Origin of the sequence: Arthrobacter sp. H-02-3 (assembly GCF_003097355.1) — a bacterium.
Lineage (GTDB): Bacteria > Actinomycetota > Actinomycetes > Actinomycetales > Micrococcaceae > Arthrobacter > Arthrobacter humicola.
Window position 1 is genome coordinate 203,830 of record NZ_PYUI01000002.1, and the last position, 14,289, is coordinate 218,118.

The following is a 14,289-nucleotide window of genomic DNA, read 5'->3' on the forward strand; positions in this document are numbered from 1 at the left end:
GATGGAAATCCTCGCAGGGGACAGTACTGCACAGGACAACACCGCACTTGACATCGTGCTCTGGGGCGTACTGCCCTACGTCATGGTCGTGGTGCTGGTGGGCGGCCTTATCTGGCGCTACAAGTACGACCAGTTCGGCTGGACCACCAGGTCCTCCCAGCTCTACGAGTCCAGGCTGCTGCGGATCGCCTCTCCGCTGTTCCATTTTGGCCTGCTCGCCGTGATCGCCGGGCACTTCTTCGGCCTGGTCATCCCGATGGCATGGACCCAGGCGGCCGGGATGAGCCAGGAGTTCTACCATTTCAACGCCCTGCTGGTCGGCGGGATCGCCGGAGTGGGAACCCTGGGCGGGATCCTCCTGCTGATCTACCGCCGCCGGACCACCGGGCCCGTCTTCATGGCCACCACCAACAACGACAAAACCATGTATCTGGTGCTCACCGCGGCCATTGTGTTCGGGCTGTGGACCACCCTGGCGGGCGTCTTCGAGGGCGAGCACGGGCACAACTACCGCGAGACCGTGGCTCCATGGTTCCGCTCCCTGTTCGTCTTCCAGCCCGACGTCGGGGCCATGGCCGCCGCGCCCTTTTCCTTCCACCTGCACACCCTCGTGGGCATGGCGCTGTTCGTGATCTGGCCGTTCACCCGCCTGGTCCACGCTTTCACGGCGCCGTTCCACTACCTCTTCCGCCCCTACATCGTCTACCGTTCGCGGGACCGGGACACCGGAGGGGCCGGAGCCAAAGGGACAGCCGGCACCGCTGGCGCCCGCAGCTCCACCGTCGCCACGCGGCGGGGCTGGTCCGCCGTCGGAACCCGGGACCGGGACACCAAGAACCGGTGAACCGGCGCACGGCTGTCCTGTCGAACTGCGTCCCTGACCTGCATTGCCCACTTGCGTTGCTGATCTGAAAAGGAGGCCACCGTGGCCGGAGCAGTGTCCCCGTCCGTCACCGCCCCAGCGGGCCGGGCGCTCAATCTGGCGCTGGCTACCTCGACCTCGGTGGTGTGCTTCTGGGCCTGGAACTCCATCGCCACGCTGAGCGCGTTCTACACCCAGCACCTGCACCTCAACCCGGCCGCCACGGGAGTGCTCGTGGCCATGCCCGTCTTCGTCGGCTCGCTCGGGCGGATCGTCGTCGGTGCCCTGACGGACAAGTACGGCGGGCGCGCCATGTTCACCTTTGTCCTGCTGGCCTCCATCGTCCCGATCCTGCTCGTGGCCGTCGGCGGCAGCCTCGACTCGTTCGCGCTGGTGCTGGGTGCCGGCGTGCTGCTGGGGGTCGCCGGAACTGTCTTCGCCGTCGGGATCCCCTTCGTCAGCGCCTGGTACGAGCCCGCCCGGCGGGGTTTCGCCACCGGCGTCTTCGGTGCGGGCATGGGCGGAACGGCCCTGGCGGCCTTCCTGAACCCGCGGCTGGTCGCCGGAATCGGCTACGTTCCCACCCACCTGCTGATCGCCGCGATCCTCGCGGTCATGGCCGTCATCATCTGGTTCCGGCTGAAGGAGGCACCGGGCTGGACCCGCAGCAACGCACCGGTGGTGCCCAAGCTGCTCGACGCCGCGAAGACCCTGGTCACCTGGAAGTTGTGCTTCCTCTACGCCGTCCTGTTCGGGGGTTTCGTTTCCTTCGCCACGTATCTGCCCACGTACCTGCGGGATGTCTACGCCTTCGATCCCAGCGCGGCCGGCGCCCGCACCGCGGGGTTTGCGCTCGCCGCCGTGCTGGCGAGGCCCGTGGGCGGGGTGCTGGCCGACAAGGTCGGCCCTAAGCCTGTGGTGATCGTCGCGCTCGCCGGCGTCGCCGTGCTTGCCTGGGTGGTGAACCTGCAGCCCGACGGCGACGTCCCCGCCGGCCTGACGTTTGTCGCCATGGCTGCGGCGCTGGGCCTGGGCACGGGCGGGGTGTTCGCCTGGGTGGGCGTGCTCGCGCCGCAGGGCAAAGTCGGCAGCATCAGCGGTGTGGTCAGCGCGGCCGGCGGCCTGGGCGGCTACTTCCCGCCGCTGATCATGGGTGCCACGTACGACGCCGCAACGCACAGCTACTCGATCGGTCTGTTGCTGCTCGTGGCCACAGCGCTCGCGGCGCTGGTCTTCACGATCTTCGCCATGCAGGGCCGGACCAAGGTGAAGGTCGCGCCCGCCTAGCCTGAACCGCGGGCCGGGGCATGCGCGCCGGAACCGACGCCCGGGGGTGCCAGCAGAGGCGCTTGCTAGCCGAACAGCAGGGTCGCCACGGTGAAGATGGCCAGCCCGGCCAGGGCACCCACCACCGTGCCGTTGATGCGGATGAACTGCAGGTCCTTGCCCACCTGCAGCTCAATCTTCTGGGAGGTTTCCTCGGCGTCCCAGCGGGCCACGGTGTCCGTGATGACGCCGGCGATGTCCGAGCGGTAGGTCTTCACCAGGTAGGCCGCGGCGTCGCCGATCCAGGCGTTCACCTTGCCGGCGAGCTCGGGATCGACCACCAGCCGGGTGCCGAAGTCATGGACGGCCGCCTTGAACTTGATGGTCAGTTCGCTGTGCGGATCATCGACGGCGGTGAGCAGCGCCGTCTTGATGGTGTCCCAGGTGCGGGAGGCGAGCTCCCGGACCTCGGGGTCGCCGAGCACCTGGGCCTTGATGCCCTCGGCCCGGGCGATCATGACGGGATCGTGCTGCAGGTCCTGCGCGAGTTCCTTGAGGTATTTGTCGATCGACAGGCGCACCTGGTGCTGCGGATCGGACTGCACGGCGCGGGTGAACTTGAGGATCTCCACGTACACTTTGTCGCCTACCAGCCCGTCCACGAACGACGGCACCCAGGTCGGGGAACGGTCGGTGACCAGCCTGTTGACCGTCTCCTGGTTGTCCCGGACCCAGTCCACGGCGCGGTCCACGAGCAGATCGACCAGGGCGTGGTGGTGCCCGTCGTCGAAGACCCGCTCAGCGAGCCGGCCCACCGGCGGCCCCCACGGCGGGGTAAGCAGGTGCTTGCGGACCATGGCCTCGATCACGGCCTGGACGTCGTCGTCGTTGAGGACCTTGAACGCGCCGCGGATCACGGCGGCACCCTCCTTGGCGACCCGGTCCGGGCCGCCCGGGCTGGACAGCCAGGCGCCGGCCTTGCGGGCAATGTCCGCGGACGCCAGCTTCTCCTGGACCACCTGCTCGGAGAGGAAATTGGTCTCCACGAAGTCGCCCAGCGAGGCGCCGATCTGGTCCTTGCGACGAGGGATAATCGCGGTATGCGGGATCTTGATTCCCATGGGGTATTTGAACAGGGCCGTGACGGCGAACCAGTCGGCCAGGGCCCCCACCATGCCGCCCTCGGCCGCGGCGCGGACGTATTCGAGCCATGGATAGTACTTCTGCAGGGCGAACGCGACGACGAAGATCACAGCCATGACGATCAGGAGCGAGAGCGCCAGGAGCTTCATCCGGCGCAGCGCCGCGGCCTTGTCGGCGTCACTGGACGCAGCGGGACGCCGTCCGGCGGGGCCGTTCGGCTGCACGCCGCCCGGAAGTCCCGCGGCACCGGTCAGGGAAGTTGGCTCAGTATTCACCTGCATGAGCCCAGCCTAGCCCCGCCGGGGAGCCGGCCGTCCGCTAACGTGGCACCATGACGACTGACGTGTCCGCCTCCGCCCGTCCTCTGGTCTATGCCCACCGGGGCTCCAGCGAAGCCTTCGCTGAGCACACCCGGGCCGCGTACCTGCAGGCAATCGCCGACGGCGCCGACGGCGTGGAGTGCGACGTCCACCTGACCCGGGACCAGCACGCCGTGCTGTTGCACGATGCCACCCTGGACCGTACCTCGGACGGCACCGGGCAGGTCGCGGACCGGACCCTGGAAGAGCTCCGGCTTCTGGACTTCTCCTCCTGGAAGGGGGCACGCATCCCGGAAGCCTATGGTGCCAAGTCCGAGCAGTTCCTGACCCTGCCGGACTTGCTTGAAATCCTGCGCGCTGCGGGGCGCGGGATCGGCTTGGCGATTGAGTTCAAGCACCCCAGCCCCTACCATCTCGGACTCGAGGACCGGGTCCTGGAACTCCTGAGGGACGAGGGCTGGGATCCGGAAACATCGATGCTGGACAACATCAGAATTTCCTTCATGAGCTTCAGCCCCGACGCCGTCAAGCACCTGCTTGAGTCGGCGCCGGCGGGGGCCGTGTGCCAGCTTGTGGACGACGTCAACGTGGCAGACATCCGTGAGGAACTGGGCCTGGGTGCACTGACCGGCGGGGCCCTGGCCAATGTCATGAAGGCCGCACAAGCCGAAGCCGAACGGATCCTGGACGCGGCCGAGACCGGCATTGCCGGCCCTGGCATCGGGTACGTCCGTGCGCACCCCGGCACCGTGCAGCGCTGGCTCGGCTCGGGACGAAAGTTCCGGGTGTGGACCGTCGACGCCGAGGACGAGGTCAAGCTGTGCAGGGAACTCGGGATCCACGAGATCACCACGAACTGTCCGGCCCGGGTCCTGTCCCAACTCATGGCGGACAGCCAGCCCCTCCGGTAATCGCCCGGAGTGTCGCGGATCCCCGGCGGATTACGGCCGGCGTGGCCGCTGTGGTTGAGTGGTTGCATGCCATTTCGCTGGTCCGGCCGGGCCTCCCAGACGCTGTCCGCGGCGGCGATGAGCGCGCTGCTGCTCGCCAGTGCCGCCAAGCACTTCCGTGAACCCGAGTTCTTCCACCCGGTGGTCCCGGACATGCTGTGCCGTGACGATTCCGGAGGGCAGTCGAACGGCCCGCTGGCGGTACTTTCACGTGAGGAATGGGTGGCGGCGAGCGGCCTGCTGGAAGCAGCTGCCGCCGTCGGGCTCCTGATCCCGGCCACGCGGCCGGCCGCCGCCGTCGGAGTGACGGCGATGTTCGCCGCGTTCCTGGCCGGCCACGTCGACGCCCTGCGGAAGGCCTACGGCCCGGACGGCACGCCGGGCCGGCGCCGGCTGCACACCGTGCGCCTCCCGCTTCAAGCGCCCCTGATCGCATGGGCCTGGACCCTGACGCGGCGGGACCGGCGGCGGTGAAAATCCTGCAGTCACCGGCAGTACGGATCGGCCTGTCGATCAGCATTGCCACCGGCCTCTACGGCGTTTCCTTCGGCGCGCTCTCTGTCACTTCCGGCCTTGATTTCTGGCAGACCATGGCGTTGAGCCTGCTGCTGTTCAGCGGCGGCTCGCAGTTCGCCTTCATCGGCGTGGTAGCCGGCGGCGGGTCCGGCGTCGCGGCCATGAGCGCCGCGACGCTGCTGGGCATGCGCAACGGTATCTACGGGATGCAGATCAACGCCCTGCTGCAGCCGCGCGGGTGGCGCAGGTTCGCCGCGGCCCAACTGACCATCGACGAGTCGACCGCCACCAGCACGGGACAAACGGACCCGGCAGAGCAGAAGCGCGGATTCTGGACCGCCGGGATCGGCGTGTTCGTGCTCTGGAACCTGTTCACGGCCCTCGGCGCGCTGGCCGGCGGTGCGCTCGGGGACCCCAAACAATGGGGACTCGACGGCGCCGCCGTGGCAGCCTTCCTGGGCCTGCTTTGGCCGCGGCTCAAAGGCAGGGAACCGGTGGCCATCGCCGTGGTCTGCGCGCTGGCCACCGTGCTTGCCGTGCCTTTCGTGCCCCCGGGCGTGCCGATCCTCGTCGCCGCCGTCGTGGCGGCCGGAATCGGCTGGTTCAGCCATGGCCGCAGCGACGAAGGCCTCGAGCCCGACGTCGACCCCTACGCCGAACACCACACGCACCACCACAGCGGCCACTCCGGAGAGCACTCCGGCGGCCGCCCTGAAGACCGCCCTGGAGAGAACGCATGAACCTCTGGATGTGGCTGATCCTCTCCTGCCTGCTGGCGTATGCCTGGAAGCTGCTCGGCTACCTGGTGCCGGCCAGCCTGCTCCGCAATCCGCGGATGTCCAGGATCGCCGGGACCATGACGATCGGGCTGCTGGCATCCCTGACGGTGGTCAACGCCGTCGCCTCCGGCCAGTCACTCGCCCTGGACGCCCGGCTGGGCGCACTGGCAGCGGCGGCCGTTGCGTTGTGGTTCCGGGCACCGTTCCTGGTGGTGGTGATCGCCGGCGCCGCCGCGGCCGCCGGCCTGCGGCTGCTGGGCTGGGACTGACTCCTTCGGCGGCACCCCTCGGCGGGGACGCTCGGCGGGGACGCTTGGCGGGGACGCTGGGCTGTGCCAAGGACCGGCCTGCGTCTGCCCGGGCGAACCCGTTGACGCGAATTTGCCTACGTGACGCGGGGTGGGGCGGGAATGGTCTTTAGTCCCTACTTGCTGCCGGTATCGCGTGGGACCATTCGAACATGAGTGAACATGACGACCCGGAGGCTGCGGAGCCACGCAAAGATCAGCACTCCAAGCAGCACGAGCCGTTTGTTTCCGCAGGGGCTGAATCCACCAGGGAACTGCGAGAGATGGCGCGACGTCGCCGGGAAGCCGAAGAGAAGCTGCAGCACCACCTTCTCGAGGCCAAAGAAAAACCGGTCGAGGAATAGTGCCGGGCGCCCGGCTGTCCGAGCACCTCCAGGATCTGGTGCTTGAAAATGCCAGCATCGACGAGTTCCTGCAGGAATTGTCCGGCGCAATTGCCGAGTTTGGTGAATCCGTGGCAGGCTGCCGGATGGTCAGTTCGGTCCGACTTGTCCGCGACCGGCAGCCGGCCGTCCTGGCCGGCAGCGATCCCGCGGCGCTGGCACTGGAGCAGCTCCAGGAGCGCGCGGCGGGGCCGGCCCTGGATGTCCTGGAGACCGGCCGGGCAGCCCTGTTGGCCGGCGCCCCGACGGAGCCGAGGCTGGACCGCTACCGGCGGACGGCGGCCCGGTGGGGGATCCATAGCGTCCTCAGCGTGCCGGTGGCCCTGGACCAGGGCGCCGCGGCCGCCCTGACGTATCTCGCCGCCGACCCGGACGCCTTCGACGATGGGGCGGCCGCCAGTTGCGAGGCGTTTGCCGCCACCGCCGGGAAGTCCATGCGCCTGGCCGTGCGCCTGGGAACCGTCCAGGACATGAACGCCGATCTGCTCCAGGCCATGAAGTCGCGCACCACCATCAACCTTGCATCCGGCATCCTCATGGCCCAGAGCCGGTGCTCGCAGGCCGAGGCCTTCACCCTGCTCAGCAAGGTCTCGAACAACCGCAACGTCAAGCTCCGGCTCGTGGCTGAGGAGATCCTTCGCCGGTTTGAGTCCGGACCCTACTCCACCGACTTCGGCACCCGGGCCTGAAGGCGGCAGCACCAAACAGCGGGGGCGTGCCCGCCGGCGGGTCAGCCGGCGTCGTCGACTTTCACGATGATCTTCCCCCGGGTGTGGCCCTCCATGTTGAGCCGGAACGCTTCGGCGGCCTGATCCAGCGGGAACGTCCGGGCCACCTCGACCTTGAGCCGGCGTTCGTCCACCAGCCGCGCCAGGCGCTCCAGGTCGGCCCCGACGGGATTCACCCACATCCACGTGCCACCGTGCTGCTCCACCGCGCTGTCCGCGATGGAGGCATGCCGTCCGCCCTCGGCGAGGACCGCCAGGGTGGTGTCAAGGTTGTCGCCCACGAAGTCGGCAACGACGTCGGCGCCGCCGGGCGCCAGCGCCCGGACACGGTCCGCCAGGCCCTCTCCATAGGTGACCGGTTCCGCGCCGAGGGCACGGAGGAAATCATGGTTCTTTTCGGAGGCGGTCGCAATCACGCGGGCGCCGAGCGCCGCCGCGATCTGGATTCCCAGCGAGCCCACGCCGCCGGCGCCGCCGTGGATCAGGACAGTGTCTGCGGCCTTGACGCCCAGCCGGGTCAGGACCTGGTAGGCAGTCAGCCCGGCGAGCGGAAGCCCTGCCGACTCGTCCCAGTCCAGGGATTCCGGTTTCCGGGCCAGGAGCCGCTCCGGCAACGCAATGTACTCGGCGAAGCTGCCGCCGTGGACGAAGTCCTTGCGGCCGTAGGAGATGACTTCATCGCCGGGCCGGAACTCCGGGGCGTCGATGCCCACGGACTCGACGACCCCGGCCACGTCCCAGCCTGGAATGGCCGGGAACTGAAGGTCCATCATCGAGTCGAGGTAGCCCGCCATGATCTTCCAGTCGACCGGGTTCACGGACGCCGCCTTGACCTTCACCAGGACCATTCCGGGCCCCACTTTCGGCAGGGGCTGTTCCGTCAGTTCAAGGACGTCCGGGTTTCCGTACTGGCTGTATGTCATCGCTTTCATGATGTACGACAACCACTTCCCGCGCGATGGTATTCCGGTGGTCAGGCGGCCGTCCCGAGTCCGGCGAGCCGCAGCATGACGGCCAGGCCTTCCGGGGTGCCGGGCCAGTGGCGCCGGACGGCGCCGGCGCCGGCGCGGGCCACCACCGAGCGCAGCACGAGTGCCACGATCACGACGTCGTCCGCGTATCCGATCACCGGTATGAAATCCGGAACGAGATCGATGGGGGAGGCAAGGTAGATGAGCAGGAGAGCCAGCCGAACCCGGACCCCGACCGCCACCGAGCGGTCGGCCAGCAGACGTCGGATGAGCCGCAGCAGGTCCGGCAGCAGCCGCAGGGCGTCCTTCATGGTGACGGTCTCGGGGTGCCGGCGGGCATAGGCCCACAGCAGCAGCAACAGGATCCCGTAGATCACCAGCACGCCGCCGATGACCCCGGCGAGGGTTTCCCATCCCATAGGCAAGAGCTTACCTAGCCAGGGATGCTTCGCTAGCCAAGAATGGCGTCGAACGCGGTGCCCGGCAGCGGAGCCTGGGGCGGGAGCGCCCGGTCCGGCCGCTCCGTGCGGATGGCGTCCTCGACCAGCGCCACGGGACGCCGCCACGCGTCGGATCCTGGCTCCATCGTGTCCACGACGCCGATCAACATGGCCAGCAGCCGGATCATGTCCGTCATGGAAATATCGCTGCGTAGGGTGCCCTGGCCCTGCCCTCGGCCCAGGAGCACGGCGATGGATTCGATCAGGCCCCCGGTGATCCCGGTCAGCAGCCCGCGCCGGCCTGCGACGGCGCCCAGGAGGTTGGCTTCCTCGCTGGCAACCCGCATGGTGGCATCGATGACCCGGAAAAGTCCGGCGGCGGCGTCCGGATCGGCCAGGGCCTGGTCGATGGCAGGATCGACCTGGAGCCGGAGCTGCCGGTTCAGGGCCGCGAGCACCAGTTCTTCCTTATCCGCAAAGTTCCGGAAGAGGGTGGCCGGCCCCACCCCGGCCGTGACGGCGATGGTCTGCAGCGGCACTTCGGGCCCGTGCTCGCGGAAGCATTGCCGGGCCGCGGAGATAATTTTGTCCACGTTGCGCGCGGCGTCGGCGCGAAGCGGCCTGCGGTCTACTGCCCGGTTCATTTGCCTAGGTTAGCAATGCGCGCGGCGAGCGAAGCGGTTACCGCCGGGTAGTGCGTTATGTGACGAGTTCCGCCCCAAATCCGCGCGCCCCGGTGACGGAAGCGCGTGAAAGACTGGTCCGGGCAGCCCGAAAATTCCCCCGGCTGTCCGGACCGAGTGAAGGGACCCATCACATGCTCGTCGCATTCTCCGTAGCACCCTCCGGCGACCCCGCCAGCGGCCAGGCGTCCGGTGACGCCTCGGTCCACGACGCCGTCGCTGCTGCCGTGCGGATCGTCCGGGAGTCCGGGCTGCCCAACCGGACGAGTTCCATGTTCACCGAGATCGAGGGCGAGTGGGACGAGGTCATGGACGTCGTCAAACGGGCCACCGACGCCGTGGGCGCTTACGGCTCCCGCGTTTCGCTGGTCCTCAAGGCGGACATCCGGCCCGGGTACAGCGGCGAGCTGACCGGGAAGGTCGAGCGGCTGGAAAACGCCATCGGCGGGCAGGGTCCAGTAGGCCAGGAACTGTAGCGCCGGGGCGGGCCGGCTGGGACACTGGGGGCATGATCGAGCATCAGCCCGCCCTCGGCTGGGTTGCCGTGGAGAACTTCCTCGCCGACGTCGTGGTCCGCCCGGACAGTGCGCTTCAGCGCGCCGTGACCAGCGCCCTCGAGGCGGGCATGCCGCCTATCGAAGTGGCACCCAACGCCGGCAAACTCCTGAAGCTGCTGGTCCAGCTCTCCGGCGCACGGCGAGTCCTGGAGATCGGCACGCTGGCCGGCTTCAGCACCATCTGGATGGCCCAGGGACTGCCAGCCGACGGCCGCCTGGTCACCTGCGAGTACCTCCCCAAGCACGCCCGTATCGCGCGCGCCAACATCGACAACGCCGGCCTGGGCCACAAGGTGGACATCCGGATCGGGGCGGCGCTGGACACCCTGCACGCGCTGGAGAGCGAGGCCGGGCCACCCTTCGACTTCGTGTTTATCGACGCCGACAAGGAAAACAACCCCCACTACCTGGACTGGGCCATCCGGCTCGGGAGGCCCGGCACCACCATCGTGATGGACAACGTCGTGTGGGAAGGCGCCGTGCTCGACGCGTCCATGGACACGGTGAACGCCCCGGGAATCATCAGTGCGCTGCAGATGCTCGGCGACGACGCTCGGCTGGACGGGACCGTCATGCAGACCGTCGGTTCGAAGGGCTGGGACGGGTTCGCCCTCGCGATCGTCCGCTAGGTAGGGCCGGCCGTGCGAGATGCTCGCCGTGCGAGAAACTGCCGGGCAAGAGGCTGCCGTGGCGTGGCCGGGGCACCCAACACCAAGTGCTAAGTATGCTTAGATTGCTTGGCGGCGGCCCGGCGGGCAGCCGCTGACGCGAAGGACTGGAAATACGCAGCCCGGACGTTCACCTCCCACAATCGCACAGCCCGAAGGAAAACAGGCAGCCGAAATGAACGGGACCCCGACCCCCCCCACCAGCCCCTCCCCGCCAGGACCCGTCCTGTCATGATGGGCCCCGCCACGACAGGCCCCTCCAGGACAAGTCCCGCCACGTTCAGCCCGGTCAGGATCAGTTCCGCTGACCCGGACCTGCACGCGATCGGCCCTTTGCTGACCGGTGCGCAGGCCGCCGTCGGCGATGTCCCGGCCCTGCTGGACCTCGCCAAAGCAGCAGCGGAGACGGCGCCAAAGCCAGGGGAGGGCCGGACCGCGTTCCTGTGGGAGATTCTGGCCTCCGTGACCGCCGTCGACGTCGCCGCAGGCCGGGTCCTGGAACCGCACCTGGACGCCGCCGCGATTCTGCGGCAGGCAGCGGGCGCGGCCGCGGGGGAGGGCCGGGACTGCCCGGACTTCAACGGGATCGGCTTTGAGGGCGCCTGGGGCGTGTTCGCGGCCGAAGCCCCGGGACTCCGGCTGGAGGCAACTGAGGCCGACGGATGCTTCCGGCTCCACGGCTCCAAGCCCTGGTGCTCGCTGGCCGCACAACTTGACCATGCGGTGCTGACCGCTCACGTCGGAGGCGGCCGCGCCGCGTTCGCCGTCGACCTCCACGCCGAGGGTGTGAGCTTCGCCGATCCTGAGTGGACCAGCCGGGGCCTGCGGGAAATCCCCAGCGGCACGGTGCACTTCGATGGTGTCCCGGCCGTGCCTCTGGGAGGAACCGGCTGGTACTACGAGCGCCCCGGCTTCGCCTGGGGCGGCATGGGCGTGGCCGCCTGCTGGCTGGGCGGCGCCGTCGCGGTGGCCCGCAGCTTCACCGCATCCCTACAGAAAGCTGCCGACGGCGGACGGGAACCGGACCAGATTGCCCTGGCGCACCTTGGCGAGATTGACCGGACCCTGGCCGCCCTGACCGGGTACCTGGCGCAGACCGCCGCCCGGATCGACGCGGGGGAACTCTCCGACGCCGGCGCATGGCGCGAGGCCCTGCGGGTGCGGGGAACCGCGGCCGCCGCCGTCGAACGCATCCAGACGCTCGTGAGCCAGAATCTGGGGCCGGCCCCGCTCGCCTTCGATGAGAGCTACGGAAAACGGATGGCGGACCTGGCCCTGTACATCCGCCAGCACCACGCCATGCGCGACGACGCACAGCTGGGCGCCCTCTCACTGAACGGAAACGCCCCATGGTGAGCTTCACCCATGACGACCCCGGGACCAGCGAGGCAGTATGGGCTACCGGCGGTGCGGCGGAGCTGCCGGAGCTGCCACTGGATCATGGGGAGCTCGCCGGCCGGGCGTTCATTGTCCTGGCCGCCCACCCCGACGACGAGACGCTCGGGGCCGGCGGGCTGCTTGCCCGGCTGCACGCCGTCGGCGCCGCCGTCCGGGTGCTGTTGTGCACGGCAGGGGAGGCCTCGCACCCGGGTTCGCCGACGACGACTCCGGAGCAGCTGGCAGCGGTCCGGCTGCAGGAGTTCGGCGGCGCCATGACACAGCTGCTTGGCGGCCGGGAATGGCAGTGCCTGGGCCTGCCCGACGGCAAACTCGCCGAACACCGGGAGCAGATCCGCGCCGCAGTCCACGAGGCGGTCAGCGAGGTGTCAACCGCGTGCGGGGCCGCCGCCGGCGACGTGGTTCTTGTAGCGCCCTACCGCTCGGACGGCCACACCGACCACGACGTCCTCGGATCCGTAGCCGCCGACTTCAGCGCCGCGGAGGGCTGCGCTCTTCTCGAATACCCCATCTGGTACTGGCTGTGGGCCGCACCAGACGCTCCCGTCTCCACCGGCGACCCGGCTGATCCTGCATCCTCCGCTGGCTCCGCCGCTGCGGCGTGGCGCGGCTGGTTCCGGCTGCCGCTGACCTCGGCCGAGCAACAGGCCAAGGCCGCCGCCATGGCGGCGCACAGATCCCAGGTCCAGCCGCTTTCCGGGCTGCCGGGCGACGAGGTGCTCCTGCCGGCGGCTTTTCTGGCGCACTTTGAGCGGCCATGGGAGACGTTCGCCTGGTACCCGGCGAGTGCCCCGTTCGGGCATGTCCCGTCCAGAGTTGTCCCGTCCAGGGATGCCCCGTCCGACGGCGGGTCCCCGCACCCCTACGCCGCGCACGACGCAGAGCGACTCTTCGATGCCGTCCACGCCCGGGAGGAGGATCCCTGGCAGTACACCTCGAGCTGGTACGAGCACCGCAAGCGTGCCCTGACGCTTGCCGCGCTGCCCGCGAGCAGCTACGCGGCCGGGTTGGAGATCGGCTGCTCGATTGGAACGCTGAGCGTGGAGCTCGCGCCGCGGTGCGGAAGTTTCCTGGCCGTTGACGCCAGCAGCACCGCCCTGGACCACGCCGCCCGGCGGCTCGCCCACCTGCCCGCGGCACAGACGCGCCACCTGACAGTCCCTGACGAGTGGCCCGACGGATCGTTTGACCTGATCGTGGTCTCAGAGGTGGGGTACTACCTCTCGCCGGCAGAGCTCGGCGCGCTGCTCAACCGGATCCAGGACGCGCTCCGGCCCGGCGGGACCCTGGTGCTGTGCCACTGGCGGCACCCCGTTTCCGGCTGGGAACTGGACGGCGACTCAGTCCACGCCGCGGCCCGGCGCCAGCTGGGCTGGGCCGGCGGCGGGATCTACCGGGAACGCGACTTTGTCCTCGAGGTGCTTCTTGCGCCGGACACCGTGCCGGACCGCGGCGCCCGCGAACGGGGACGGTGACCGGGGTGGCAGCACTGGCATTGCCGCTGGCGCGCGGGTACGGCATCGAACGGGTTGCCGTCGTCATGCCCGCGCACAACGAGGAAGAGCACCTGGAGGACGCGCTGCGGGCCTTTCAACAGTCCGCGGACGCCCTGCACAGGGTCCGGCCCGACGTCGACGTCCGATTGACGGTGGTGCTGGACAGCTGCACGGACGGATCCGCCGCCACCGTGGCCGGTTTTGTTGGTGCAGACCGGCGCATCGGTGCCCTTGAGGTCAGCTACCGCAGCGCCGGTGCCAGCCGGGCCGCAGGAGCCCGGGCGTCGGGCATCGGAATGCCCCGGCGACGGCCGCCGGGGCAGCGCTGGACGCCGCCGGCTTGGGCCGGCCGGACCTGGCTGGCCAACACCGACGCCGATTCCAGGGTGCCGGAGAACTGGCTGGTCCGCCAGCTTGAGTTCGCCGAGGCAGGCGCCGATGCCGTACTGGGGTCCGTGGAGCCGGACCCGGCCGGAATGGACCCTGAGTTGCTCCGGCGGTGGCGGGAACGCCACCCGTTCCACGAGGACCATCCCCACATTTACGGTGCGAATTTCGGCGTCCGGGCATCCGCCTATCTGGCCGCCGGAGGGTTCGCACGGATCACATCCGAAGAGGACCGGGCCCTCGTCCACGGCCTTCGCAGCCGCGCTTTCACGGTCACGGCGACGGACAGCAACCGGGTGGTGACCTCCGGCCGGACCCACGCCCGGGCACCGCACGGCTTTGGCACCTACCTGCGGAGTCTGGACCGGGTGCCGCCGCCACCAGCCGGCTGACGAGTCACCGACCCCGGGACCCGTTGACGCCGGGACTCATTG

The 14,289-nt window shown here is 69.4% G+C and carries 17 protein-coding genes; 13 read left to right on the forward strand and 4 right to left on the reverse strand.

Going from position 1 to position 14,289, the window contains the following annotated elements; translation table 11 throughout:
- The first annotated feature begins 1 nt into the window (after position 1).
- Both narI and C9424_RS03335 read left to right on the forward strand, forming a co-directional pair.
- Positions 2-844, forward strand: a complete 843-nt coding sequence (gene narI / locus C9424_RS03330; RefSeq protein ID WP_116765506.1) for a respiratory nitrate reductase subunit gamma — start codon at positions 2-4, stop codon at positions 842-844.
- 81 nt (positions 845-925) lie between these two features.
- Positions 926-2,149 (forward strand): MFS transporter, encoded by a 1,224-nt coding sequence (locus C9424_RS03335; protein ID WP_116765507.1) that lies wholly within the window; start codon positions 926-928, stop codon positions 2,147-2,149.
- 65 nt (positions 2,150-2,214) lie between these two features.
- Here the strand turns inward: C9424_RS03335 and C9424_RS03340 are convergent, their stop codons facing one another.
- Complete coding sequence (locus tag C9424_RS03340) at positions 2,215-3,552, reverse strand: DUF445 domain-containing protein (RefSeq protein ID WP_116765508.1); 1,338 nt, start codon at positions 3,550-3,552, stop codon at positions 2,215-2,217.
- Between the two features lie 50 nt (positions 3,553-3,602).
- On the opposite strand from C9424_RS03340, the gene C9424_RS03345 reads away from it, so the two are divergent.
- The 6 genes from C9424_RS03345 (at position 3,603) to C9424_RS03370 (ending at position 7,216) form a co-directional block, all read left to right on the forward strand.
- Positions 3,603-4,502 (forward strand): glycerophosphodiester phosphodiesterase, encoded by a 900-nt coding sequence (locus C9424_RS03345; RefSeq protein WP_116765509.1) that lies wholly within the window; start codon positions 3,603-3,605, stop codon positions 4,500-4,502.
- 66 nt (positions 4,503-4,568) lie between these two features.
- On the forward strand, positions 4,569-5,015 hold the full coding sequence (locus C9424_RS03350; protein WP_116765510.1) for a DoxX family protein: 447 nt from the start codon (positions 4,569-4,571) through the stop codon (positions 5,013-5,015).
- A complete protein-coding gene (locus C9424_RS03355; protein WP_116765511.1) occupies positions 4,976-5,797 on the forward strand; it encodes an AzlC family ABC transporter permease in 822 nt (273 codons plus the stop codon). Before C9424_RS03350 ends, C9424_RS03355 begins: the two co-directional genes overlap by 40 nt.
- Entirely contained in the window at positions 5,794-6,105 is a 312-nt protein-coding gene (locus tag C9424_RS03360; protein ID WP_091250245.1) for an AzlD domain-containing protein, read from the forward strand. Before C9424_RS03355 ends, C9424_RS03360 begins: the two co-directional genes overlap by 4 nt.
- A gap of 191 nt (positions 6,106-6,296) precedes the next feature.
- On the forward strand, positions 6,297-6,488 hold the full coding sequence (locus C9424_RS21610) for a hypothetical protein (RefSeq protein ID WP_091250248.1): 192 nt from the start codon (positions 6,297-6,299) through the stop codon (positions 6,486-6,488).
- Entirely contained in the window at positions 6,488-7,216 is a 729-nt protein-coding gene (locus C9424_RS03370; protein WP_116765512.1) for a GAF and ANTAR domain-containing protein, read from the forward strand. Before C9424_RS21610 ends, C9424_RS03370 begins: the two co-directional genes overlap by 1 nt.
- Before the next feature lie 41 nt (positions 7,217-7,257).
- On the opposite strand, the gene C9424_RS03375 is transcribed toward C9424_RS03370, so the two are convergent.
- From C9424_RS03375 to C9424_RS03385, 3 genes are read right to left on the reverse strand one after another with little or no spacing between them, the layout of a single operon-like run.
- Positions 7,258-8,187, reverse strand: coding sequence for an NADP-dependent oxidoreductase (locus C9424_RS03375; RefSeq protein WP_116765513.1), 930 nt, complete (start codon positions 8,185-8,187; stop codon positions 7,258-7,260).
- A 41-nt stretch (positions 8,188-8,228) separates the two neighbouring features.
- Positions 8,229-8,645: a YkvA family protein gene (locus tag C9424_RS03380; protein WP_116765514.1), complete on the reverse strand. Its 417-nt coding sequence runs from the start codon at positions 8,643-8,645 to the stop codon at positions 8,229-8,231.
- Between the two features lie 32 nt (positions 8,646-8,677).
- On the reverse strand, positions 8,678-9,310 hold the full coding sequence (locus tag C9424_RS03385) for a TetR/AcrR family transcriptional regulator (protein ID WP_116765515.1): 633 nt from the start codon (positions 9,308-9,310) through the stop codon (positions 8,678-8,680).
- A 173-nt stretch (positions 9,311-9,483) separates the two neighbouring features.
- On the opposite strand from C9424_RS03385, the gene C9424_RS03390 reads away from it, so the two are divergent.
- The 5 genes from C9424_RS03390 to C9424_RS03410 all read left to right on the forward strand — a co-directional run bounded on the left by C9424_RS03390 (position 9,484) and on the right by C9424_RS03410 (position 14,247).
- Positions 9,484-9,825: a thiamine-binding protein gene (locus C9424_RS03390; RefSeq protein WP_116765516.1), complete on the forward strand. Its 342-nt coding sequence runs from the start codon at positions 9,484-9,486 to the stop codon at positions 9,823-9,825.
- Positions 9,826-9,857: 32 nt separating this feature from the next.
- Positions 9,858-10,535 (forward strand): O-methyltransferase, encoded by a 678-nt coding sequence (locus tag C9424_RS03395; RefSeq protein ID WP_116765517.1) that lies wholly within the window; start codon positions 9,858-9,860, stop codon positions 10,533-10,535.
- 273 nt (positions 10,536-10,808) lie between these two features.
- The gene (locus tag C9424_RS03400; RefSeq protein WP_116765651.1) at positions 10,809-11,930 is read left to right on the forward strand and encodes an acyl-CoA dehydrogenase family protein; all 1,122 of its coding nucleotides are present in this window, start codon (positions 10,809-10,811) and stop codon (positions 11,928-11,930) included.
- Complete coding sequence (locus tag C9424_RS03405; protein WP_116765518.1) at positions 11,924-13,447, forward strand: bifunctional PIG-L family deacetylase/class I SAM-dependent methyltransferase; 1,524 nt, start codon at positions 11,924-11,926, stop codon at positions 13,445-13,447. The genes C9424_RS03400 and C9424_RS03405 overlap by 7 nt, the downstream gene beginning before the upstream one ends.
- The gene (locus tag C9424_RS03410) at positions 13,444-14,247 is read left to right on the forward strand and encodes a glycosyltransferase (RefSeq protein WP_237563268.1); all 804 of its coding nucleotides are present in this window, start codon (positions 13,444-13,446) and stop codon (positions 14,245-14,247) included. Before C9424_RS03405 ends, C9424_RS03410 begins: the two co-directional genes overlap by 4 nt.
- Positions 14,248-14,289: the final 42 nt, after the last annotated feature.

What these genes read in the sequence shown, in the direction of transcription:
- narI (WP_116765506.1), top strand. Translation starts at nt 2, where the DNA reads ATGGAAATCCTCGCAGGGGACAGTACTGCACAGGACAACACCGCACTT.
- C9424_RS03340 (WP_116765508.1), bottom strand. Translation starts at nt 3,552, where the DNA reads ATGCAGGTGAATACTGAGCCAACTTCCCTGACCGGTGCCGCGGGACTT.
- C9424_RS03345 (WP_116765509.1), top strand. Translation starts at nt 3,603, where the DNA reads ATGACGACTGACGTGTCCGCCTCCGCCCGTCCTCTGGTCTATGCCCAC.
- C9424_RS03350 (WP_116765510.1), top strand. Translation starts at nt 4,569, where the DNA reads ATGCCATTTCGCTGGTCCGGCCGGGCCTCCCAGACGCTGTCCGCGGCG.
- C9424_RS03355 (WP_116765511.1), top strand. Translation starts at nt 4,976, where the DNA reads ATGGGCCTGGACCCTGACGCGGCGGGACCGGCGGCGGTGAAAATCCTG.
- C9424_RS03360 (WP_091250245.1), top strand. Translation starts at nt 5,794, where the DNA reads ATGAACCTCTGGATGTGGCTGATCCTCTCCTGCCTGCTGGCGTATGCC.
- C9424_RS21610 (WP_091250248.1), top strand. Translation starts at nt 6,297, where the DNA reads ATGAGTGAACATGACGACCCGGAGGCTGCGGAGCCACGCAAAGATCAG.
- C9424_RS03375 (WP_116765513.1), bottom strand. Translation starts at nt 8,187, where the DNA reads ATGAAAGCGATGACATACAGCCAGTACGGAAACCCGGACGTCCTTGAA.
- C9424_RS03380 (WP_116765514.1), bottom strand. Translation starts at nt 8,645, where the DNA reads ATGGGATGGGAAACCCTCGCCGGGGTCATCGGCGGCGTGCTGGTGATC.
- C9424_RS03385 (WP_116765515.1), bottom strand. Translation starts at nt 9,310, where the DNA reads ATGAACCGGGCAGTAGACCGCAGGCCGCTTCGCGCCGACGCCGCGCGC.
- C9424_RS03390 (WP_116765516.1), top strand. Translation starts at nt 9,484, where the DNA reads ATGCTCGTCGCATTCTCCGTAGCACCCTCCGGCGACCCCGCCAGCGGC.
- C9424_RS03395 (WP_116765517.1), top strand. Translation starts at nt 9,858, where the DNA reads ATGATCGAGCATCAGCCCGCCCTCGGCTGGGTTGCCGTGGAGAACTTC.
- C9424_RS03400 (WP_116765651.1), top strand. Translation starts at nt 10,809, where the DNA reads ATGGGCCCCGCCACGACAGGCCCCTCCAGGACAAGTCCCGCCACGTTC.
- C9424_RS03405 (WP_116765518.1), top strand. Translation starts at nt 11,924, where the DNA reads ATGGTGAGCTTCACCCATGACGACCCCGGGACCAGCGAGGCAGTATGG.